This window comes from Paenibacillus polymyxa (genome assembly GCF_018614975.1).
In the GTDB taxonomy this organism is placed as follows: domain Bacteria; phylum Bacillota; class Bacilli; order Paenibacillales; family Paenibacillaceae; genus Paenibacillus; species Paenibacillus polymyxa_E.
The window spans coordinates 23,808-47,536 of sequence record NZ_JAGGNR010000014.1; the positions used below are offsets into that span (position 1 = coordinate 23,808).

At 46.5% G+C, this 23,729-nt stretch carries 20 protein-coding genes; 7 read left to right on the forward strand and 13 right to left on the reverse strand.

Annotation, left to right across the window (positions count from 1 at the left end):
- Positions 1–11: 11 nt before the first annotated feature.
- Positions 12–392, forward strand: coding sequence for a LapA family protein (locus J7E78_RS13285; protein ID WP_215076647.1), 381 nt, complete (start codon positions 12–14; stop codon positions 390–392).
- 113 nt (positions 393–505) lie between these two features.
- The gene (locus tag J7E78_RS13290) at positions 506–1,546 is read left to right on the forward strand and encodes a M42 family metallopeptidase (RefSeq protein ID WP_215076649.1); all 1,041 of its coding nucleotides are present in this window, start codon (positions 506–508) and stop codon (positions 1,544–1,546) included.
- A gap of 120 nt (positions 1,547–1,666) precedes the next feature.
- On the opposite strand, the gene J7E78_RS13295 is transcribed toward J7E78_RS13290, so the two are convergent.
- The 4 genes from J7E78_RS13295 to J7E78_RS13310 all read right to left on the reverse strand — a co-directional run bounded on the left by J7E78_RS13295 (position 1,667) and on the right by J7E78_RS13310 (position 6,159).
- Entirely contained in the window at positions 1,667–2,605 is a 939-nt protein-coding gene (locus tag J7E78_RS13295; RefSeq protein WP_215076650.1) for a hypothetical protein, read from the reverse strand.
- Positions 2,606–2,767: 162 nt separating this feature from the next.
- Complete coding sequence (locus J7E78_RS13300) at positions 2,768–4,699, reverse strand: ABC-F family ATP-binding cassette domain-containing protein (protein WP_215076651.1); 1,932 nt, start codon at positions 4,697–4,699, stop codon at positions 2,768–2,770.
- 60 nt (positions 4,700–4,759) lie between these two features.
- Entirely contained in the window at positions 4,760–5,338 is a 579-nt protein-coding gene (locus tag J7E78_RS13305) for a TetR/AcrR family transcriptional regulator (protein WP_017689402.1), read from the reverse strand.
- An 11-nt stretch (positions 5,339–5,349) separates the two neighbouring features.
- Positions 5,350–6,159 carry a DUF92 domain-containing protein gene (locus J7E78_RS13310; protein WP_215076653.1) on the reverse strand — a complete coding sequence of 270 codons (810 nt, stop codon included), beginning with the start codon at positions 6,157–6,159 and terminating at the stop codon, positions 5,350–5,352.
- A gap of 351 nt (positions 6,160–6,510) precedes the next feature.
- Here J7E78_RS13310 and J7E78_RS13315 point away from each other — a divergent pair, with 351 nt between their 5' ends.
- On the forward strand, positions 6,511–6,918 hold the full coding sequence (locus J7E78_RS13315) for a hypothetical protein (protein WP_215076654.1): 408 nt from the start codon (positions 6,511–6,513) through the stop codon (positions 6,916–6,918).
- A 119-nt stretch (positions 6,919–7,037) separates the two neighbouring features.
- On the opposite strand, the gene J7E78_RS13320 is transcribed toward J7E78_RS13315, so the two are convergent.
- The 6 genes from J7E78_RS13320 to hemE all read right to left on the reverse strand — a co-directional run bounded on the left by J7E78_RS13320 (position 7,038) and on the right by hemE (position 13,526).
- Positions 7,038–7,670 carry a fumarylacetoacetate hydrolase family protein gene (locus J7E78_RS13320; protein ID WP_215076656.1) on the reverse strand — a complete coding sequence of 211 codons (633 nt, stop codon included), beginning with the start codon at positions 7,668–7,670 and terminating at the stop codon, positions 7,038–7,040.
- A 46-nt stretch (positions 7,671–7,716) separates the two neighbouring features.
- Complete coding sequence (locus J7E78_RS13325; RefSeq protein ID WP_215076657.1) at positions 7,717–8,469, reverse strand: glycerophosphodiester phosphodiesterase; 753 nt, start codon at positions 8,467–8,469, stop codon at positions 7,717–7,719.
- Between the two features lie 24 nt (positions 8,470–8,493).
- Positions 8,494–9,906 (reverse strand): CapA family protein, encoded by a 1,413-nt coding sequence (locus tag J7E78_RS13330; RefSeq protein ID WP_215076658.1) that lies wholly within the window; start codon positions 9,904–9,906, stop codon positions 8,494–8,496.
- 185 nt (positions 9,907–10,091) lie between these two features.
- Entirely contained in the window at positions 10,092–11,516 is a 1,425-nt protein-coding gene (hemY, locus tag J7E78_RS13335; RefSeq protein WP_215077101.1) for a protoporphyrinogen oxidase, read from the reverse strand.
- Positions 11,517–11,518: 2 nt separating this feature from the next.
- Positions 11,519–12,469, reverse strand: coding sequence for a ferrochelatase (hemH, locus tag J7E78_RS13340; RefSeq protein WP_036609705.1), 951 nt, complete (start codon positions 12,467–12,469; stop codon positions 11,519–11,521).
- Positions 12,462–13,526 carry a uroporphyrinogen decarboxylase gene (gene hemE / locus J7E78_RS13345; protein WP_215076660.1) on the reverse strand — a complete coding sequence of 355 codons (1,065 nt, stop codon included), beginning with the start codon at positions 13,524–13,526 and terminating at the stop codon, positions 12,462–12,464. The genes hemH and hemE overlap by 8 nt, the downstream gene beginning before the upstream one ends.
- A 204-nt stretch (positions 13,527–13,730) precedes the next feature.
- On the opposite strand from hemE, the gene J7E78_RS13350 reads away from it, so the two are divergent.
- The gene (locus J7E78_RS13350; RefSeq protein ID WP_076249916.1) at positions 13,731–14,942 is read left to right on the forward strand and encodes an MFS transporter; all 1,212 of its coding nucleotides are present in this window, start codon (positions 13,731–13,733) and stop codon (positions 14,940–14,942) included.
- Positions 14,943–15,048: 106 nt separating this feature from the next.
- On the opposite strand, the gene J7E78_RS13355 is transcribed toward J7E78_RS13350, so the two are convergent.
- The gene (locus J7E78_RS13355) at positions 15,049–16,251 is read right to left on the reverse strand and encodes a cytochrome P450 (protein WP_215076662.1); all 1,203 of its coding nucleotides are present in this window, start codon (positions 16,249–16,251) and stop codon (positions 15,049–15,051) included.
- A gap of 486 nt (positions 16,252–16,737) precedes the next feature.
- On the opposite strand from J7E78_RS13355, the gene J7E78_RS13360 reads away from it, so the two are divergent.
- Entirely contained in the window at positions 16,738–17,949 is a 1,212-nt protein-coding gene (locus tag J7E78_RS13360; RefSeq protein ID WP_215076664.1) for an asparaginase, read from the forward strand.
- A gap of 149 nt (positions 17,950–18,098) precedes the next feature.
- On the opposite strand, the gene J7E78_RS13365 is transcribed toward J7E78_RS13360, so the two are convergent.
- Complete coding sequence (locus J7E78_RS13365; RefSeq protein WP_215076665.1) at positions 18,099–18,956, reverse strand: hypothetical protein; 858 nt, start codon at positions 18,954–18,956, stop codon at positions 18,099–18,101.
- Positions 18,957–19,442: 486 nt separating this feature from the next.
- A complete protein-coding gene (locus J7E78_RS13370; protein ID WP_215076667.1) occupies positions 19,443–20,075 on the reverse strand; it encodes an O-methyltransferase in 633 nt (210 codons plus the stop codon).
- A gap of 239 nt (positions 20,076–20,314) precedes the next feature.
- On the opposite strand from J7E78_RS13370, the gene J7E78_RS13375 reads away from it, so the two are divergent.
- Positions 20,315–21,469, forward strand: a complete 1,155-nt coding sequence (locus J7E78_RS13375; protein ID WP_215077102.1) for a THUMP domain-containing class I SAM-dependent RNA methyltransferase — start codon at positions 20,315–20,317, stop codon at positions 21,467–21,469.
- 214 nt (positions 21,470–21,683) lie between these two features.
- Positions 21,684–23,684 (forward strand): LTA synthase family protein, encoded by a 2,001-nt coding sequence (locus tag J7E78_RS13380; RefSeq protein ID WP_215076668.1) that lies wholly within the window; start codon positions 21,684–21,686, stop codon positions 23,682–23,684.
- The last annotated feature ends 45 nt before the right edge of the window (positions 23,685–23,729 follow it).

The following is a 23,729-nucleotide window of genomic DNA, read 5'->3' on the forward strand; positions in this document are numbered from 1 at the left end:
GAGGCAACACTATGAAAATGCAATGGGCACTCATAGCAGGTCTTGTTTTTGCACTGCTCACGGGAATCTTTGCGGTCATTAATGTAGATTCCGTACAAGTTAATCTGCTGTTTAACACGGTTCAAATTCCGCTGATCTTGCTGATTCTCGGCTGTACCCTGATCGGTGGAATTATTGTAGGTTCGTATGGCATCTACCGCCAATACCGACTGCTACGCGAGAACAAGCAATTGAAATTGCGTGTATCTGAACTGGAAAGCTCCGCGACAAGCAAATCTACGTTAGATTCTTTCGAATCGATGGATTCGCTTGACTCAAATGAATCCGACAGCCTCTTGGAGAATGATTCAATCCAGAGTCAGCGCAAAGGAAACCCTACGGAAACACTGTAACCAATCAGAGACAGCCTGCTGGCGAGTCAGGAATGGTAGTATCACATTCTCTCCCCCAGACAGGCTGTATTTTGTTTCACATCATACCCACGATCCGAGGAGGAATTTACACAATGAGTTTTACAATTGATGAAGCTTACGTTCTGTCTTTCCTGAAAAAATTACTGGATACACCAAGCCCAAGTGGTTACACACATCATATTATCGAGATGATCCGCAAGGAAGCAGAATCACTGGGCATCGCTTGTGAGCTGAATAACAAGGGTGGTGCGGTGCTTACCTTGCCAGGGCAGGATTCGACCAAGACCATTGCACTGAGCGCCCATGTGGACACTTTAGGAGCCATGGTACGCTCGATTACATCCTATGGCACATTGAAGCTGACCTCTGTTGGTGGATTTTCCATGCAAAGTATCGAAAACGAATATTGTACCATCCATACTCGGGATGGAAAGACATACACAGGCACCATTCTCTCCCTTCATCCGTCTGTCCACGTTTATCCGGATGCACGTACCTTTGAACGGACCGAGAGCCATATGGAAGTTCGAATTGATGAAGTCGTCTCTTCCAAGGAAGATGTGTTGAAACTTGGGATCTCTGTGGGCGACTTTATCTCCTTCGATGCTCGCGCAGTCATCACTCCAAGTGGTTATATCAAATCACGTCATCTGGACGACAAAGCCAGCGTGGCTGCCCTCTTCGGTATCCTTGAGTCTGCACATCGCGACGGCTGGAAACCAGTACATAACGTCTCTCTGCTCATCTCGAATTATGAAGAAGTTGGACATGGCGCATCATATATCCCTGCGGAAATCAGTGAAATGATCGCTGTAGACATGGGAGCCATGGGTGACGATCTCAGTTGCAAAGAAACCGATATTTCCATATGTGCCAAAGATTCTTCTGGTCCTTATGACTATGATATGACTAGCCGTCTCATTGAACTGGCCAAACAGGATGGGTTGGATTACGTCGTCGACATTTATCCCCAGTATGGCTCAGATGGCAGTGCAGCATTACGCGGAGGAAACAATATCCGAGCAGCACTGATTGGTCCAGGGGTTCATGCATCTCATTCCATGGAGCGTACACATAAAAACGCTGTCCTGAATACGGCACGATTGCTCGCTGCCTACATTACGACCAAGTAAAACAGCATCATTTATCTACGAAATTATCATGGATAACATTCATATGTTTCTCTAAGCAGAAGGCCACTTCCAAGCACAGCAATTCGGTGTGCTTGGAAGTGGCCTTTGTTGTCATATCTCTTAATCTGCCTGTTCCACATATGCATGATATTTCCGCTCCAAAATCTCTAACTCTGCCTTATGGTCACGCATTTCATTTCTTAAAACATGCATGGTTTTCCGAACCGCGCTCAGTCCTTCCTTCACCTGGCTTTCGGCTTTGCGTATTTTGTCCTGAACCATCCAGTCCACGAAGAGGTTATCGAAGAAATAGTCTGCGAATGAAAGCAGACCTCCCAGATGCAGATCCGCGTGTACTGCCATCTCTACATCCTCCAGTTCCTTCTGAAAACGTCGTAGACGCTTTCCTGCATCCATAATGGCGACCTGAGCGTCATCCATTCGTCCTCGCTTGATATGTGTGGAGATGACCCCACCGCCCATCATGTCATACACACCCCAATTACCTGCCGAAGCCAAAGCCTTCTCCGCACGTTCAAGGGCATAGAGCAGATATTCTCCTTCCCGGAAAGCTTCATCCAGTTCCTGAAGCTCACTGGCCAGATGTTCCCGATTCTCAGCCATCTGTTGCAATTCCGCATCCTGGTCCAGCAGACGACCTTCCTTCTTCCCCCACAGCGCGTTGTAGTCGCTCTGCCAGTACTGATACTGCCGCCCACCCTCCAACTCCTGCTCCACATGAATTCGTTGCTCCTGTACGTCTTGTAACATGCGACAAGCGGTGTCGTATGCAGCCTTGCTCTCCATGAGCTCCAGCTCTTCCTTCTCCAGACGTTCTGTCTTCTTGCCAATCAGTTGATAGAAAAATGCGGACAATGTCATACTGTTCAGTCGATCAACGTCCTTCTGCTCCTTCTGGAGATGCTCCAGACGACGTTTTACCTTTGCTTCCCATTCGCTTTCCTCCGTCTGGAGTTTCTCCAGACGTTTGGTCCATTTCTCGTAAATTCTTCCCTTTTCCTTGAGCACTGCCAACTGTTCATTAATTTCCTTATACATAAGTGCGGTGTTCTCTCCCTTCTATGGAATTCTTTACTTATACAACGTAATGAACACGTTTCACGTTTCACATTTGAGAGCAAATGTTGAGACAAAAAAACGCCCTCTCCTCCTAATACGACTCAAAGTCACTATAGGAGAAAGGGCGTTTTTTAATTAAAATCAAGACTTGCTCTGCTCTATTTGCTCTGCAAGTTCATTCAGAACGGTCCAGCGTTCCATCAATTCGTCCAGATGGCGCTCAGCCTCTGCTTGCTCTGCCATCAATTCCTGCAGACGGGCAGAATCACTAAATGACTCTTCCATCTCTTTGTTAATCCGGACAAGATTGGCTTCAGCCTTCTCAATATTTTCATCAATCTGGTCGTATTCACGTTGTTCTTTGAAGCTGAATTTCAACTTCGGTTTGGCCGCTGACACAGCAGGAGTTGTTTTCTCCGATGACTGCTTCACCTTCGCTGCTCCTGTGTCACTTTCCTGAGTAACTCCAGGTGCATTTTTCAGCATCCATTCTGCATATTCACTGTAGTCGCCGACGTGTACACGTACAGCACCGTTTCCCTCAAAAGAAAGCACTTTATCCACAGTACGATCAAGGAAATAGCGATCATGGGATACCACAAAGACAACACCCGGAAAATCGTCCAGATAGTCTTCCAGTACAGCGAGTGTCTGGATGTCCAGGTCATTCGTCGGCTCATCCAGCAGCAATACATTCGGCGCAGCCATCAGCACACGCAGCAGATACAGGCGACGCTTCTCTCCACCAGACAGACGTGAGATTGGCGTCCACTGGGATGCCGGAGTAAACAGGAACCGCTCCAGCATCTGGGATGCTGTAATCAGAGAGCCATCGGCTGTTTTCACATTCTCGGCCACTTCCTTGATGTATTCTATGACACGCAGAGATTCATCCATCTCTTGATGTTCCTGCGTGAAATAGCCCAAATTGACCGTAGGACCCACGTCAACCACGCCTGCATCTGGTTCCAGCTTACCAGATATCATCTGTAACAGTGTGGACTTACCACTACCATTCGGTCCGACAATCCCTACCCGATCTCCAGGTACGGCTATATAGCTCAGATCTTCGATCAGTTTGCGACCACCGACGGATTTGGAAAGATGCTCGATCTCCAGAATCTTTTTACCCAGACGAGTAGATCCAACCGATACTTCCAATGAACCCGAGCGCTGAACTCCTTGTTGGTCTTTGAGTTGTTCGAAGCGATCAATTCTAGCTTTTTGTTTGGTCGTCCGTGCCTTGGCACCGCGACGAATCCATGCGAGCTCCGTCCGAAGCAAGTTCTTGCGTTTCTGTTCGGAAGAGGCTTCCCGTTCTTCCCGCTCCGCCTTCAGTTCCAGAAAGCGTGTATAGTTGGCTTCATACCGGAACAAACCTCCATGATCCAATTCGAGCATGACATTCGCCACACGATCCAGGAAGTACCGATCATGCGTAATCATAAGCAGCGCGCCGCGGCGCTTCTGCAGGTACTGCTCGAGCCATACGACCGAATCATTATCAATATGGTTCGTCGGCTCATCCAGAATAAGCAGTTCGCAAGGGTGAATCAGCGCAGCAGCAAGGGCTACCCTTTTGCGTTGTCCACCAGACAATGTGCCCATTAGCGCATCGAATTGACGAATACCCAATTTGGACAAAATGCTCTTCGCTTCGCTCTCCATCTGCCAGAGCTGAAGCTGCTCCATCTGCTGATTCAAAAGTAATAATCGCTCCTGCAACGCTGGATCGGAGGATTTCAGTTCCAATAATTCCATCGTTTCCGTATATTCACGCACGGTTTTCATTTCCATGCTGTTACCTTCGAATACTTGTTGCAGTACCGTATTATCCGGATTGAAGTCCGGATTTTGTGCCAGGAACTGAATACGTACGTCATTACCGATCGAGATCTGTCCCGCGTCTGCAGGTTCCATACCCGATATCACACGCAAAAACGTGGATTTTCCGGTTCCATTTACCCCAACGACACCAATCTTGTCCTGATCAGCCATGCCAAATGAAGCATCCTTGAACAATATTTTTTCGCCATAACTTTTTGCAATTTGCTCTACCGTCATTATGTTCATTGCTCGTACCCACTTCTCTGTAAATTAAAATTCAATATTACGTACATCCGCCCACTTACTTTAAACTTGTAAAAAAGAACGGCATCCGTCCAGAAACAATGCTGCTGCAAAAGCAATTCGTTTGTTCAGATGTTCCTCATTAAACTCCGGATTCAACATGATATCCATCTTCAGCCGGTCCAGAATTCCGATATATGCTTCAGCGAGCAAAACAGGCTCAGGTACACTTGCACTCTCCAGTACCTCACACACCATACTCATGTATTGATTCATGAATGCCTTCATGAATTTCATCAGATCCGGATCATTATTGGGTGCCATAAAAAAGAGCTTGGTATGATTGCGGCGCTCATAATAATACGTAAGGTGGGTCTTGGCTATTGCTCCAAGTTTATCACCTGTGTTCTCATGCGAGTTCAAAGCATATTCAAGACGGCTGATAAAGCTGTTACAGTCCCGCTTGGATACTGCGATAAATAATTGTTCCTTGCTTTTGAAATATAAATAAATGGTACCCTTTGCGATGCCGGCTTCGTCTGCAATATCAGACATTTTGGTCTCATAAAAACCTTTCGAGCCAAAAATACCATAGGCCGCATCCAAAATAGCCTCCGATTTGTCTCCCTGTACAGTGCTCAAATGTACTCCCCCTACAACGCCAAAATGTTACCTAAACCAATTGCCACACATCCGCCGATCACCGAGCTAAGCACGTTCACCAGGTCGTTACTCATCCATGCCCAGCCACGAGCCCGAACCGTTGGATGCCCGCAATGTTCATGTACTTCAACTTCACGGCCACACACACTGCAACGATACATCATCTGCACCGTTGCGCCCAGATAGGAATCAGCAAATGCACCTGCCAACCCGCCTACAAGACCGACAAAAGTCCAACTAAACAGACTAAGTCCTTCGATCCCGGCGATCCAGGAAAACAAGAATGCTCCCGCACCAATCAGAGCCCCGCCTACGGCTGCAGCCACGGTGCCAAGAAGTGAGACTCCTCCTGAAGCACCTGGCTTAAGTACCTTCCAGGTGAGAACAGAGCGCGGCGGCTTGCGACTGAGACTTCCAATTTCGGTTGCCCATGTATCCGATGTAACGGTAGCCATTACACCAATGAAAGCATATATCCATGCCGGATGTGGAAATATCCAGTATCCCAGACAGAGGAACATGCCCATTCCACCATTAGCCATCACTTGCCCGGCATCCCGATTTCCTGACTTGGCATAGGATTTCTCCAGCTCCTGCTTCCGATCCTTACGAAACCTGGAGAGCAACGTTGAAGTAATGAAAAACAACAATAACGTGCCAAACCAGAACAGGTTACCCGCTCCGTAATATATCGTTCCCATCATGATTGCTGCGAGGCAGCCAGACAGGGTTAGCGACTTTTTCACATAGGCAGCACCTGCCACCATAGAAGCGCATACGGCGCCAATAATCCAATCCATAATGTCTCCTGCATGCAGCATATGTACAGCCCACATGACGTTAATTGTATTTTTGAAATTCAATTATACCACGGTTTGATCCCAATGCCGAAACTCCTTACGCCAGCACACAAAAAACCTGTTTCGGCCTCGTGTAGAAGTGCCATAACAGGTTATAGATAAAATGTTAAAACAAGATAATTATCTTTTCTTTTTTCACTCATTCTCTGCTATGTTGAAATTACTTATCCTGTTTTAAGTTTCACTTCAGGTTTCCCGTTTACACTATTCTTAGATCGATACATCAATAAATACATCTACGACAAGTTACGATTCAGTTCGTACTCAACTACAGAAATGAGGATGATCCATATGAATATGAAAACAGTCATTATTATAGGCACAATGATTGTCACCATGTCCTTCGCCGGAACAGCATGGGGCCAATCCGCCATCTCTCCCATACCTACTGCCAAGTGGTCCATCGTTGACCTGGATACTCGTGAGGGAAGCAATGACGAGCTGCTCAGCGCTCTCAATCAGGCTTCAGAAGCTGATCTGTATCAGGAACTGTACAACGGCAAATCACTGAGGACGATTACGGAAGAAAACAACGGAAACTTTGATGAGGTTATTGCTATACAAGTAAGACAGCTCAGAGAGCAGTTGGATGAACGGCTCGCAAGCGGAAGTATCAGCTCGAAGCAACATGCTGCTCAAATAGCCGAACTGGAAGAGTTGGTCACGCAGAGCGCAAATACAGCTTACAGCCTGACGTAATTAACAACCTATCCGTACGATGAAAATATAAAGTTGCCACGAATAACATGGCAAAAAGGAGCGTATGCACGCCCCTTTCTTGTACCCTATTCATCTCAAGCAGGTATGATGTGTAAATCTTATTGCGCTGCTCCAATCGTGCAGGCACCCAAGGATTCGCCGTCCCATGCCAGTTCGAGCACATCTCCTGCTTGTGTTGGTCCAACACCTTCCGGTGTTCCTGTAAAAATGACATCGCCCGGCCCCAGGCCGTAATGGTGACCTACATAATCCACAATATCCTGTAAACTGAAGATCATGTTACGAATGTTACCACGCTGGATTTCCTCACCATTTTTGGTCAATGTAAAGTCTTTCTCCAGTAATGCTGCCGCACCCGGGAATGCCTGAAATGCAGTAACCGGAGCGGAATTTTTGAACCCTTTGGCTGCTGTCCACGGGTGGCCCTTTTTCTTAATTACGGTCTGTACGTCACGTAACGTAAAATCAATACCAAACGCATACGCATCCACCAGCTCATCTACAGCCATACCTGGCTCATAACTCCGGCCGATTTGCACGACCAATTCAGCTTCATAGTGAACTTCACCCTTGGTAGCAGGCAATTCAAGCGTTTCACCATTCAGGGACACGACTGCATGAGAAGGTTTCATGAAGATCATTGGCTCATCCGGAACCGCGTTACCCAATTCTTCCGCATGAAGTTTATAATTGCGTCCTACACAGTATACATTGCGAATGTTAGTCAACATGGGTATATTACCACCTTTATCGGATTCATTAGTGCATATAGGAAAGTTAGGGTCTGAAAAATCGGCTGCTCGTCTCCTGAAATGCCAACTCCCATACGTCAGGACGGTTCGTACATAACATGAGTTCTGGATCAACTGCCGCCAGTTTCTTCATAATGGTCTTGTCATCCACTGTCCAAGCCATCACCTGAATGCCTGCACTACGCATCTCGTTCATTAAGGATTTGTCTATATTGGTGTATCCAATCGAGAGGAATGTACAATTCATCTGCCGCAGGGCGGTTAACAGATCACCTGGTCGTGCATCGATAATCAGCCCCGTCTGGATCTCCGGTGCAAGTTTCTTCACTTCGATCAGAGCGCCTGGTTCAAATGAGGTAATCACAACATCATTTTGCATATGTCTTTTTCTCACTTCATGTATAACAGCCGCGGGCAGACCCGGGTACATGTCTCCCTGCGTTTTCAGTTCAATGTTCAAACGTACTCTGCCGCACGAGCGATCTAACACTTCACTCAGCGCCGGAATCCGTTCGCCTTTGTAAGACTTGTTTTTCCAAGCTCCGGCATCCAGACGTTGCAGATCAGCCCAATCGGTTTCCCGAACCAAACCCTTGCCATTCGTCGTACGATCCACTGTAAAATCATGAATGACCACCGGCACAGAATCACGCGACAACTGCACATCCAGCTCCATCCACTGAACTTCAGGCCGTTCCATGGCCATCAGGAATGCAGCCATCGTATTCTCTGGTGCAATAGAAGCAAATCCACGGTGCGCTACACAAAGGTTGTTCATTCGATTCCCTCCTCAAAAAGGTTCTTAATTAGGCGAAGCGACTCCATTCCCATCATATCGAATACCCGGGGAGAGCTTTGCCATCTGTTCCAACAGCAGTTTGTTCGCCTCATCAATCATCGGAATGGCCTGACCAAGCCCGGCTTCATAAGGGATAACTTTCATGCTGCAAGCTGCATCGCGACTACAGCGAGCCTGAAATACCGCCGTTTTCCAAGTCTCTTCGGTTGTTGATCTGGAGAAAATGAAATTTCCCGTGCTGTATGCAATCCACTTCCCCTTATAGTACTCCAACCCTTGCAACACATGAGGATGACCACCTATGACCAGATCAGCGCCGGCATCTACAAACTCATGAGCCAATCGGGTCTGGTCACTATTCGGAGTACTTACACGTTCCTCTCCCCAATGTGCAACCACGATTACCAGATCAGCCTTCTTACGGGCCTCCTGGATCGCTTTGACTGCTCCTGTGGAATCATAGGCTTCAGCCACGCCAGCCCGATTGCCTTCCGCCTTCCAACTCGTTTCCGGTACAACTCGGGAGAACCCAAGCAATGCAATCTTCATACCTTTGCGTTCCAGATATGCTGGTGCATAGGCCTCATCCCTGTTCATACCTGCCCCGGTGTGAGCTATGCCATATTCCTTGAGATAAGTTAACGTATCCACCAAGCCCTCTGCGCCCTGATCCAGAATATGATTGTTAGCCAAATTGACAGCATCAAAACCCGCAGAGGCCATTGCCGCCAATGCTTTGGGCGAAGATTTGTACACATATGTTTTGTCAGCTGCACCAGTACCACCCAGGGTTATCGGTGTCTCCAAGTTGCCGATGGTAAGATCATCATCCTTGAATAATCTGCCGAGTTTGGCAAAGGGATAATCATAACCGTTCTTATCCAGCAGTTCAGCAACTTTGCCCGAGAATTGAATATCACCAACAAAGTTAATGGTGACATCCTTCGCTGAATTGGTGGGTTTCGACGTCCCGGATTCCTGATCCACACCTGCATTTCCCTTGGTGCCGGACGGTGTCGAATCTGCCGCAGGTTTTTTCGTTCCGGATTCGGCTTTCCCACTATTGGTATTGCCTGAAGTGTCAGGTGTCGCTACTCCGGATGTCTTATCTGCATCCGCGGTTGCCTCTTCATCCGTAGCTTCGGGTTCTTCTTCCGAAGTCTCATCAGATTCCGAGTCTGGTGAACTTACTTGATCCCCGCCTTTGGCATCGTCAGCAATGGAAGGCTGATCCTTATCGACTATTTCTTGCTTCACTGGCTGGTCTGCCTGTTGCTGACGTGTATTAATGACATAAAAAATGCCTACCAGACCAATTGCCATGATCAATACAATATTAACTGTCCAGATGATTGTATTGCGGGTGTGTTTGCCCTTTTTCTTCTTTACACTTCGCTCTGATCTTGGGGGATACATAAGCAACTCCTCTTCTTCTTCACAGCCATACATACCATTATATCAGGCATATTCTGGATTTCCATCATTCCTTGGAACTGTATCGATTGAAAGGGTATTAACTCGGTTAGCTTCCAGATCTTCATATAAAAAAAGCCATCTCTCCAGTAGATAATTCTACGTTTGAGACAGCTCTCTTGCTGTACTTAATCTGCTGCAAGCTCTTGTGTAGCCTGGACAGACATCTCCTTCGCTTGTCTGATGCAATCAGGCAAGCCTACGCCCTCATAACCTGCACCTGCAATGTACACACCCGGTAATTTGCTGCCAAGCTCCTCACGGAGGGCGGCAATATGTTGGAGGTGTCCTACGGGATACTGTGGCATGGATTTACGAAGCCTTGTAATCTCGGAGAAGATCGGCACTGCTTCAATACCCATCGTCTCTCTCAGATCCTTGAGAACCAGATTTGTCAGTTCTTCATCCGGAAGCTCTACGTTCTGTTCGTCACCGGAGCGACCAACATAACAACGGAGCAATACTTTATCGTCCGGGCTGGTATGCAGCCATTTCGTCGATGTCCACGTGCAAGCCGTAATATTCCGGCCCTCTTTCCGCGGAACGAGGAAACCCGACCCGTCGAATACATGCTCCACCTCTTTTTTCTCAAAAGCGAGCACTACATTGGCTACAGACACATAGTTAATCGCATCCAGTGCCGCTGTGTCCACGTGAGGCTTCAACAGCTGCGACGCGACATATGTCGGCACAGTAACCACTACATCATCGGCTTCAAGCATTTCGCCATTACCAAGTTCAACACGGTATCTGGTCTGCGCTCCATCAAGGCGTTGCAGCGACTTCACCGCAGTGTTCAGACGTTGATCCACATCCTGCAACTCATGGACGAGTGCATGAACAAGGCTCTGAAGTCCCTGGCGAAAGTTCAAAAAAGCACTTCGTTTCGTTCCGGTATGCGTCTCAGCCGGTCTGCGACCCGTCATCATGCCACGGATCAAGCTGCCGTAATAGCGCTCTACTTCTCCGAACTGCGGGAAGGTAGCCTGGAGGCTCAATCGCCGCATATCACCTGCATAGATTCCCGCGAGCAGTGGTTCCGTCAAGTTCTCCAGCACTTCTGCTCCAAGACGGCGTTCAATCATATAACCGAGCGATTCATCCTCTGTTGTACGACGCGGCGGGATGACAAAATCCATCAACGCCCGCAGTTTGCCTGCCGGAGAGACCAGCCCACTTCTTAGGAACGGTCTTAGTTCTGTCGGAATACCGAGAACAAGTCCTGCTGGCATAGGATGAAGTTTGCCACGCTGCATGATATACGTTTTCTTCGACTCCGGATTCTGACTGACCAGTTCATGATCGATCTCCAATTCTTTAGCCAGGTCAATCATTGCTGTTTTGCGAGCCAGGAAAGAATCGGGCCCTTTTTCAATCACAAATCCATCCCGGTGCAGTGTCTCAATCATGCCTCCCATGGACGAGCTTTTCTCGACCAAAGTAATCACGGGTTCAACTCCCGCTTCCCGATAATGCTTGCGGATATAAAATGCCGCGCTGAGGCCGGTGAGGCCACCGCCGACAACAACAACATGGCGTTTCTTATCCCCCACCATTACTCATCCGACCCTTGCTGCCATTGGCTTATAATAACGTCGCTTAACGTCTCCATGTATAGAGGATCGCTATTGAGAGAATCAATACGCATCAGGCGCATGTCGATCTCTTTGGCAATCGATTTGGCCTCAATATCGAGATCATAGAGCACTTCGAGATGATCCGAGACAAACCCGATTGGTGCCACAAGTACATCCTCTACCTGTTCACGAGAAAGCTCCTGTAACGTATCCAGAATATCCGGTCCGAGCCAAGGCTCAGCTGTTCGTCCGGCACTCTGCCACGTAAATTGCCAATTGGTTATGCCTACACGTGAGGCAATCACTTCCGAAGTCTCCAGCAATTGTTGGGGGTATGGATCACCCATCTCTACAATACGTGCCGGCAGGCTATGCGCACTGAACAACACCTTCACATCTCCGCGTTTTGCTCCAGCTTCTTCGAACGCATCCAACTTGGCACTGACACGCGTGGACAACGCCTGAATTAACTTCGGATGCAAGTGATAACTCTCAATAAAGGACATATGAACGCCCAGCTCTTCTGCTTTTTCACGCGCGCGTTTGATATAACTGCCTACACTCATTGTGGAAAAATGAGGAGCCAGTACAATGCCAATCGCTGTCTGAATTCCATCCTTCGCCATCTGCTCCACGCCATCCTCAATAAACGGATAGGCATGCTTCAGTCCTTGATAACAACGGAATTCCACATCAGTGCCACGCTCATCGCGGTTTAATGTCTCCTGAAGGGCCTTGACCTGATTGTCCGTGTTCTCCCGAAGCGGGAAAACACCGCCAACAATGGCTTCATAACGATCCGTCAGTTCCTTCAATTGCTCCGGTTCAGGCGGACGTCCTCTGCGGATATGTGTGTAATACGCCTCAACACTCTCCATATTTTCTGGTGTGCCATAAGACATCACCAGTACACCTACAGTATTAGTCATTGGTTACCGTCACCCCAGTCTTCATTGCTTCGGCAGAATATTCATGAATATAAGCCGTTAGTTCTCTGAGCTTCTCTAGCGATGCTTCAGGAAATAATCCGTGTCCCAGGTTGAAAATATAACCCGGCTCCTTGATTCCTTCGTCAATAATCACTTTGGCTTGCTCCTTGATCAGTTCCATCGGCGCAGTCAGCACATATGGGTCCAGGTTACCCTGTACTGCAAATTTGCCACCAAGACGTTGACGCCCTTCCGAAATGGATACTCTCCAGTCCAGTCCAATTACATCGGCTTGCAGATGATGCAGTGCTGGCAACAACTCGCCGGATGCAACACCAGGGAAATAAATCTTCGGTACATTCAAATCCGATAATTCGGTAAAGATACGGGTAATCGTAGGCAATACATATGTTCTGAAGTCTTTGGGAGAAAGTGCTCCAACCCAGCTGTCAAACAACTGGAATGCCTTACCGCCATTCGCAATATGCGCACGGACATATGTAATAACCATATCACCAAGCTTCTGCATCAGCTTATGCCACACCTCAGGCTCGCTGTACATCATCGTTTTGGTGCGGATATACCCTTTCGAAGGTCGGCCTTCAATCAGATAACTCGCAATCGTGAATGGTGCGCCCGCAAATGTAATCAGAGGCACATCAAGCTCCTTATCCAGTATTCGAATGGTTTCCAGAATATGTGACAGATCCCCTTCTACGTCAATGGGACGCAGCCGATCCACATCTGCAGCCGAACGAATAGGATTATCGATTACCGGTCCAATATTTTTTACAATGTCAAAATCAATGCCCAATGAGGCAACCGGATTCATAATATCGGAATACAAAATAGCCGCATCTACACCAAGTTTGCGTACCGGCATGAGTGTAACTTCAGCCGCCAGCTCGGGTTGTTTGCAGATTTCTAACAAGGAGTACTTTTCTTTAATTTTGCGATATTCAGGATCGTAACGTCCAGCTTGACGCATGTACCATACCGGGACACGGTCTACCTGTTGTTTGAAACTTGCCCGAATCAGTCGATCATTATAGCTCATGTAAGAAGCCTCCAATAGTTTTTGGACTCATAATTACCATTATGCCCTTTTTAAACAGCCGTAACAACCACATGCAGATGCGTTCTACGTGACAATACTATGACATTCCTTACACCCATCCCTCATATGCCAATTATGTTATAATGAAAGAATGGTGTTTTTTTGAGAATTACAGAAATATCTTTGAAAGGAAGTGAAAGCACTTTGAAAACGTGGAAAGTAAACCTCATTGTGCTTTGGTTCGGACAATTTTTGGTCAATTCGGGCATGACCATGATTACCCCTTTTTTGTCTCTTTATCTTGCAAGAGATCTGGGCGTTGTTGGCGAACATGAAATTGGCATATGGGCGGGATTTATTTTTGCAGCCAATTTCCTCACCTCATTTTTGTTCCAACCACTCTGGGGCAAGTTATCAGACAAGTATGGTCGAAAAGTTATGCTGCTGCGTTCGGGATTCGGAATGGCCATCGTAATTGCACTTATGGGTCTCGCACAGAATCCTTGGCAGCTTCTCTTATTGCGTCTGCTTAACGGTACCATCTCCGGTTTCAATCCTGCAGCTGTTGCGCTGATATCGGGTACCACTCCGAAAGACCGGATGGGTTTTGCCATGGGAATCAGTCAGTCCGGGCAGGTTGCCGGCACCATCCTGGGTCCACTCATCGGTGGCTTGTTAGCGGATGCAGTAGGCTTCCGCCCCATTTTCTACATTACAGGTGGACTGATCTTTGTCGCTTCCATGCTCGCCATGTTCCTGGTGAGGGAGAAGTTTGACCGTCAAGAAGCAGCCAAACTGCCGGCACAATCCGTATTGTCCGGTCTGAAGGAATTGAACAAGTCACCTCAACTGCCCGCATTGTTTGCTGTGACGTTTCTGTTGCAGTTTGCGATGATTAGCCCCATGTCACTCTTGCCGCTGTATGTGCAAAAATTGCATGCTTCGGATGTAAATGTGGCCTTCTGGGCAGGACTTGTCGGTGCAGTTACAGGACTATCCAATATGGCTATGTCTCCGATTCTCGGGAAGCTGAGTGACCGGATCGGCCCTCACAAGGTGCTGACGTTCTCCCTCATAGGGACAGGACTCATGCTTATTCCGCAGGCATTTGTTCAGACCGTGTGGCAGCTCATTCTTGTTCGTTTCATGATGGGTGTGTTCATGGGTGGCCTGCTTCCGAGCGTTAATGCCCTGATTCGTTCCTATACATCCGATAGCATGATCAGCCGTGCATTCAGTTTTAATACGAGTACTCTGGCACTGGGCAACATGCTTGGAGCGATCATTGGAGGTTTTATGGCAGGGTTCATTGGGATCGAAGGTCTGTTTATCGTATCTGGTGGACTGCTGCTGCTTAATATGGTTTGGGTCAGATTCAAATTGTATAACAAACCTGCTTCTATTCAGGAATCCTGATTCCCTATCCATTCCTTCAATAGTCCATCTTACTGTTTCATTTGAAAAAGCCGCTTCCAGCGCCTAATTGGCCTGAGAGCGGCTTTTGTCATTCATGTGCTATTCATTATTTATTTATTAGATTGTATTGCATCGGATAATGCTTCACACCAAACACAAAGGCACTTTGTATCGGTTGCAGAGCCGTTCCCGGCACAAGCTGAATGTTTCCCATGTGCTGAAGCAATGTATGAAGAACTACCCTTGCCTCCAAACGAGCGAGTGGTGCCCCCAGACAAAAATGAATGCCAAAACCAAAGCCCATATGCCTGTTCGGCTTGCGATCAGAGACGAAATCTTCCGGGTCTTCAAATTGGGCACTGTCCCGATTAGCTGCTCCAACCCAGGAAATCACCTGCTCTCCAGCTAGAATCGTCTGACCATTCAACTCTACAGTTTCCTTGGCGACCCGCCCAATCGCAACAATAGGCGGATAATATCTCAGCGTCTCTTCAATCGCAGAAGTAATCCGTTCAGGATGTTCGCGCAGCTCCTGTTGTAGCTCAGGTTGTTCAGACAGAATACGAACCGCATTGGTAATCAGGTTGGTTGTTGTTTCATTACCGGCAGCAAGCAAGAGAATACAGAAGCCTACCACTTCATCTGAAGTCAATTGCTGACCATCAATCTCCGCAGCAAGCAGTAATGAGATCAGATCATCCTTTGGCTGCAACCGACGTTTTTCCATAATGCCAGTGAAATAGATATGCAACTCCTGCATATTTCTTTTTTTCTCCTCCAATAACTCCTGGAAGGCCTGCTCACTATCGTCACGTGCGCCTTTCACCAACACATCAGACCAGTCTTTGAATTTTTGACGATCCGCCGCAGGAACTCCGATCAATTCCGCAATCACAATGACGGGTAATGGTGTTGCAAGGTCATCAATAAGTTCCATATGTCCTTCTGACAGGTGTGGAGCAATTAACTCATCTGTGATTTCCTGAATACGCGGAGCCAATGCTTCAATTGCCTTGGGTGTAAACGCCTGGTTCACCAGATCACGCAGCTGTTTGTGTTTGGGAGGATCTGTCGTCAACATGCTCGTATTGGCACGATCACGTGCAGAAGAGAACAGTTTCGGATTTTTCAGAACGTACTTCACATCTTCATACCCAAAAACATCCCAACATTCTCGATGCTCATCATATCGGACTGGAGTATTATCACGAAGTTCTGCATACACCTTGAAGGGAGATAACCTCTCTTCCAAAGTCTCCAGTTCCCGAATCGGAATGTAATTTGCATACTTTCTCGGTGCCTGTTTCATCGTTTCTCCTCCAATCAATATTATATATTTATTTACATATGTTGATCACTCCTATTATAAACATAACTCTATTACGAAACCACTCTTTAGACCGTAATTGAGCCCCATTACCTAATATGCATTACTATCATCCTCTCATTCTGTTACCTACTTCTGATATGGGTCCCGATTCGACATTCTTTTATTAAAACACTTCGTTTTATCAGGACAAAAGACTCATTATGTAATATTAACTAACACAATAAAGACATATTTCTCTTCAAAACAACTAAAACCAGCTCTTATATATCTCTATCAAAATGAATATTCTTTCATAATTCCTTATAAACAATCATTTTACTTTCATTATCTATAAATGTAACCGATTACTCTATCATTATCTACGTTTGTCATATTATTTAACATGAAATACAATCAATTTGAAATGGTATACATATTCTTCTTAACAAACTTAACATCACACTGACTTGAAGGAGAGTGCTATTCATGAGTAAAACATCCAATCTTCGTCCCTGGGCCGTATGGAGTACCGCAGCTTTAACAGCACTAACCATCTCGTTGTCCCCCATTGGAACCTACGCCGCGCACGCAGCTACGGTAGAGGTGAAAGGCACAACAGCTGCTGTTCAGACAGCAACTACTACTCCGGCTCGCAATACTTCCATCCCTGCAATACCAGACTCTTCCAAGCAATCTGCACTTCCTAATGTATTGGTGATCGGAACTGGCGGAACGATTGCCGGTCAATCCGAGGATGCCACCAGCTTCCAGAATTACAAGGCAGGTACCCTTCCCATTGGAGAGATGGTAGACGCCTTACCGGATAAACAGAAGATTGCTGATGTTAGCACGCTCCAATTCGGAAACTCAGGTTCAGGTTCCTATAGCATGGCTGACCTCTATGACTTGTCGCAGACGGTAGACAAAGCTCTGGCAATGTACGACAGTGTTGTCGTTACCACGGGTACAGATACAATGGAAGAAATCGCTTATTTCCTCGATATGACTGTTCAGAGTGACAAACCGGTCGTCATCACAGGCTCCATGCGTCCATGGACCGTCATCGGCTCTGACGCTCAAGCCAATCTGTACAACGCCATCAAACTTGCAGGCAGTGGTCGTACCACTTCATTTGGCACAGTACTCATGTTGAATGACACAATCCAGCTTGCTCGCGGTGTAACCAAGACGAATGATTATCGTACAGATACGTTTGAAACGCCGATGCTCGGAGCTGTAGGATATATTGATGAAGAAAACATTCGAATCTACCGTGCTCCTGTACGTGCCTTGAAACCTGAAGGTACCGCAAAGCCCGTATTTGATCTAAGTAAAATCACAAAGGCAGATCTGGCCAAAGTAGAAATTGCGATCTCATATCAAGAAGCTGGCGGCGGAGCCATTGAAGGATTCGTGAGCAGCGGCGCCAAAGGAATCGTGACTTCCGGTACCGGAGCTGGCGGTATATCCAGAGCTATGGGACAAGCTCGTACCAAAGCCATTGAAGAAGGTGTCATCTTTGTGACCACCACTCGGACGGGTTCAGGAAGTGTGTATGGCGGCGGCAAAGGTATCATTGCAGGCGACAACCTGAGTCCACAACAAGCTCGTGTATTATTGATGCTGGGTTTGTCCTTCAGTGATGATTTTGACACCATCAAAAAATGGTTTGAAACGTACGGAACACCTGAAGTATAAGAAAGCACTCATCTTTTATAAATCTGGACAAAGAAGAGACGATACTCCCTGTGATTAAAGGTGTGTCGTCTCTTCTTTGTGTGTTTTCAGATTTTGTGTATTACTTTTCCACATCGCGGTGGGCTATTAATTCAAGTACGCTTCTACTTTTAAATGGAGCCACCTCCAGTATACACATTACCATTAACTGTACTACCAATTTTAACCTCTACAGTAGTATCAGTAAGTGTAAGCCCAAACCATCTAAAGCCAAGAGTCGATTCTGTTCTAAGTCTGCTATACACTTCCGCGTATTTGTACCCTTCAAGATCCACCGTTCTTGAAAGTCCCATCCCTCTATCAGTTAACTCCAATGTCGATCCCCAGAATTTACGTTCGTAACCACCATCTTTAGTAGCAACCTCTACCTTTGAACCATCATATCTAAAACTTCCCGATGCCCAAAGATCAAACATTTTTAGACCTAAGGCATTATAAGCTGATCCGGTCGTCCTTTCGTTAGCGGTGTAGCTCCACGCAGCTGCTCTGATGGCACTATTAGGGTCAATTTCAGAATCTAAAATAAAAATTCCTGATTTATCAACATAAACATCTGTTTTTGTAGTTTCTGTTGAGAAACTTATGACTTCCTCGTTTTCTTTTTGCTGTGAAATAAACTCATTTAAACTGAATGTTTCCTCGTTATTTAACTCATTCTTTTGTGATTCATTTGGAAATACATCTTCTAGAGAAATCGAGTCATCATTAGCCAATTCTAAGGGTGCGGGATTGTTCTCATAATAACTCTCAATAACATCATGAATTTCAATCAGAGTTACATTCTCCTTAGACATTTTTAAGTTCTCCAACTCATTCGCTATTTCAGAACTACTCTTCGTTATATAGGCCCGAGCTTCTGCAATGTTATTTAAATTTTCTTTTCCTTCTAATGAATCTGCTGAGACTGTAACAGCGCCTCCTACCAAAAGTGAAAACGACATCAAAAGTGCAGTGAATTGTTTCTTCATAAAAAGTATCCTCCTTAGTGTTATAATCACTCTTTTTATAAATTCTCTGATTAATTTCAAATACATTCTTATTTAGTAAAATAATACCTAAAAAGATAAAAAATCAAAAAAACGAGTATCGCAATAAGTAAAATATAAACTGGCAGTATTAAAAAGGGCGTGTATACGTTAAGAAAATGAAATACGAAACCTGAGATCAGAAGCAAAGAAAGAAAAATGAATAAAGGTCTCAATTTAACACCTCCATATATAGAAATTTATAACTTCTTATATACAATATTACCATAAAATCATCTGAAAGTTAGTTATGATCTCTTCTTCGCTAAAAAATCAATTCATTTTTAGATAAACCTCAATAAAAACTCATTCTCAACAATCAATATTTTTCACACAAAAAAAACTCCGTACAGAATCACGATCCCCTCACAAACATAAAAGCGTGAGAGCGTGTTCCATCGGAGTTTTATCTTTAGGAAATATCCACTTTTACTTTACCCAGGCAAGTACCAGCCCATCGTAATCGGGCAACATCGTCGTCACCAGACGCGGGTCGCTTGCCATCTGTTCATTGAAGCGACGAACAGCAAGCACGGCCGGGCCCTGCTTGTCCGGATTCAGTGTACGACCACGCAGGAAACAATTATCACCTACAATGACAGCACCTGGTCGGGCCAGCTTAATCGCATAATCAAGATATACCGGATAATTCTCCTTATCTGCGTCAATAAAGAAGAAATCAAATGTGCGACCTTCTTGCTCCAATTGCTCCAGGCTATCTGCCGCCGGGCCAATGCGGTACTCCACCTTTTCGCCAAATCCGCCTTCTTCCAGATGTCCACGCGCCATTGCCGCATATCCCTCTTTCAGTTCCAGCGAAGTCAGGGTTCCACTCTCACCCAATCCGCGTGCAATGCAGATCCCACTGTAACCGCCCAGCACGCCGATTTCGAGCGCAGCTTCTGCTTTGGATGTCTTGGCTAGAAATGTGAGCAAACGACCATACGCCGCCGCAACCGAAACCTCAGGCATGCCGTTCGAACGTATGGCCTCTTTCACTTTCAGCAGAAGCTCATCCTCTTGAAATAAATGATTTACATATTCATCAGGGGTCAGATTCACCACTAAAATCCTCCTTGGACACTTGGACTGCTTTCCATATGGATGCCAATGTTCTATAATAAATGTTTGTTATCAACACAGGCGGTTGACTGGTGCATCTCCTCGAAAGAGGAGTGCATACGTTCACCGCATTTCTCATTGTAAGTTTTTTCACGGAAAGCGGCAAGGCCGCGCCGTCACTATACAGCAGAGAGAAGGATATTCCTTCTCCAGCTTGAAATGGAGTTGAAATGAATCACATGGCTCAATTGCAATTGATTGCAACCTCGGCGATGGGACTCGAGGCTGTTGTTGCCCGGGAACTGAAGCAACTGGGGTATGAAGATGTTACGATCGACAATGGCCGGGTTTTCTTTACAGGAGATTATATTGATATATGCCGGTGTAATCTGTGGCTGAGAAGTTCGGATCGTGTATTGGTTAAAATGGGTGAATTCCCTGCCACGACTTTCGACGAATTGTTTGAAGGCACCAAAGCACTGCCTTGGGAAGAGTGGATTCCAGCCGACGGCGAATTCCCTGTAGAGGGTCGTTCTCAAAAATCCCAGTTAAGCAGTGTGCCTGCATCACAAGGAATCGTGAAAAAAGCAATCGTAGAGAAACTGAAGCTGACTTATGACACAGAGTGGTTCCCAGAGGATGGGTCTCGCTATGTGATTGAGGTCATTCTGCTGAACGATCGCGCCCTGCTTACTTTAGATACAACGGGACCAGGTCTGCATAAACGGGGTTATCGTAAACTCGTCACCGAAGCACCACTCAAAGAAACACTTGCTGCCGCTCTTATTCAGCTCAGCCGCTGGAATGTATCCCGTCCATTCTATGACCCATGCTGCGGATCAGGCACAATGCTGATCGAAGCCGCTATGATCGGCTGGAACATTGCACCAGGACTTCGTCGGACCTTCAACTCAGAGGACTGGGCTGTCATTCCCGAAGAATTGTGGGAACAGGCACGCGAAGAAGCATTCGATGCTGTGCGAGACGATGTCCCGTTACAGATTTCAGGCAGCGATATCGATCCCGAAGCCATTGAGGTCGCTCAGGCTGCGATCAAAAGTGCCGGCTTCGCCAAAGATATTGAAGTCAGCGTTCTGCCCGCTCATCGCGCAAGACCACAGGGTGAATATGGTGTTATCATTACCAATCCCCCATATGGTGAACGTTTGAGTGAAGAAAAAGAAGTCCAGAAGCTGCTCCGCACATTAGGGCGCAGTTACCTCGACATGCCGACATGGTCCTTTTTTGCAATCACGTCAACCAAAGCTTTCGAGGAGTATTTCGGCCACAAGGCAGACAAACGTCGTAAACTGTTCAACGGAAGAATTGAAACCCAGTACTATCAGTATTTGGGCCCACTGCCCCCGCGAAATAAAGCACCACAATCCTCATAATCAATGCCAATACAAAGTGCTCCTGCCATCCATGGCTGGGGCGCTTTTTTTAGTGTGCTTATCTGGTCATATGAATTCGCCTTCATCGGCTTTCCTTGGACATAATTTGATTCTACCAGACGCATAGTTGAAAACCCATGAGGCCACGCTATAATGGATGGAGCCCTATTTTACATTCCGATTACAAAACCACAAAAGCAAGGGGGACATACATATGGTTGTCACTCGGCCTACGCGCAGCTCTATGCCACGCGGGCTTCTGAATCATCCACTAACGTTATATCTTATTTTTCTTGTGTTCATGCTGCTCAAACTCATGTGGCTCCATCACAATCTTCACGCCTACAATATTACGATGGGACTTCTGGATAAAGTCATTGCCATTGGATCTTTACTGCTCCTGTCCTTCTGGACCTGGTGGCTGCCCCGTAGAGGCATGATCGTCTCTCTCGCTGTGCTTAATTTGCTGCTTACGGGACTAATCTACGCCGATATGGTGTATTATCGCTATTTTCAGGATTTCTTGACCATCCCGGTATTGTTGCAGGCCAGACAAGTTGACGCACTGGGTGACAGCATCGCTACACTGATCTACACAAGTGATCTCTGGTTCTTTGCCGACTGGCTTGTCGTCATTCCGTTCGCAGCGATCGTACTGTTCAGCAGACGTTTTCGTTCGAGGCACTCCAGTACATCTGTTACTGGTTACGGGAGTTATACGTATAACGATGGCAAGGCACGGTTGCGCCGCCGTCTCACGGCTGGCAGCATCGCCCTTGTGCTGGGACTTGGCCTCGCTGTCGGCCCGATTTATTTTTACAGCAAAACATGGGCCAAAGGCCTGTTCGATAACAACTGGTGGAATGTATCCATGTATAATGTGACCGGACTGCTCGCTTTTCACGGTTATGATCTGTACAACTATGCCAAAGACCACATCGGCTCCGGCCCACAGGCTGATCCCGCTGATGTTGAGCAAGCAAAAGCGTTTTTCGCTGAAAGGCAAGGAACTGCCACGCAGAATGATGCCTTGTTTGGCAAATATAAAGACAGCAATGTGATTGTTGTTCAGGGTGAGGCTTTTATGAACTTCATGATTGGCAAGAGCATTGGCGGTCAGGAGATCACACCCCATTTCAACGAACTGATGAAGGAAAGTCAGTATTACAGTCACTTTTACCACCAGACAGGTCAGGGCAGAACGTCAGATGCCGATTTTGGCGCAAACATTTCCTTGCATCCACTTCCGGTTGGATCAGCCTTTGTACGATATGCAGACCATACGTATGATTCCCTTCCTTCCATCCTGAAGGATAACGGGTATAACACCAACGTATTTCACGCTTATGAGAGTGGCTTCTGGAATCGGTATACGATGTATCAGAATATGAAGTACGACAAGTTTTATAGTAAAAATGATTTTGCACAGGATGACCCGCTTGGCTGGTCCCTGTCTGATGAATCCTTTTTCCGGCAATCCGTTGAGAAAATGAGTAGTGAGGTGACCGCACCGTTCTATTCCTTCCTAATCACTCTTACCAGTCACCACCCATATCCCCTGCCTAAAGAGAAACAGCAGCTGAATGTAGGCGAATTCGAGGGAACCATGCTTGGTAACTATCTGCAATCCGTTCATTACGTGGATTCGGCACTCGGCAAGATGGTCGAGGACCTGAAAAATCGGGGATTATGGGAAAATACCATTTTTATGTTCTACGGAGACCACGACAACTCGATTAAGGAACAATCGCAATACGAGCAGTTCTTAGGACGATCGCTGAACGAACTCGATATGGCACAGATCATGAACGAGGTTCCCCTGCTCGTGCATTTACCGGACGGAGCAGCTGCCGGAACCATCGACGAACCTTCGGGACAACTGGACATCACGCCATCCGTATTGCATCTGCTCGGCGTATCCGACCAGTCCTATTATCATATGGGTAACGACGTATATGACGGGTCTGCACGTACGATTGTACTGCGTAATGGCGCATTTTCGGATGGTTCTGTATTCTATATTCCATCGGATGATTATATCTACGAGAATGGCGTTTGTTATGACCTGTCAACTCGTGACAAAACAGATATTAACGCCTGCCGTCCTGGTCATGATGAAGCAGCCAAGCGATTGCATGTCTCGGATACGGTGATTACCTATGATTTGATTCAGCGCTTTCGAGAGGAAGACAGTTCATCAGCAACATCGCAATGAGCAATATCGAAATGACAAGCTAAACAAATACACAAAATGAATTGA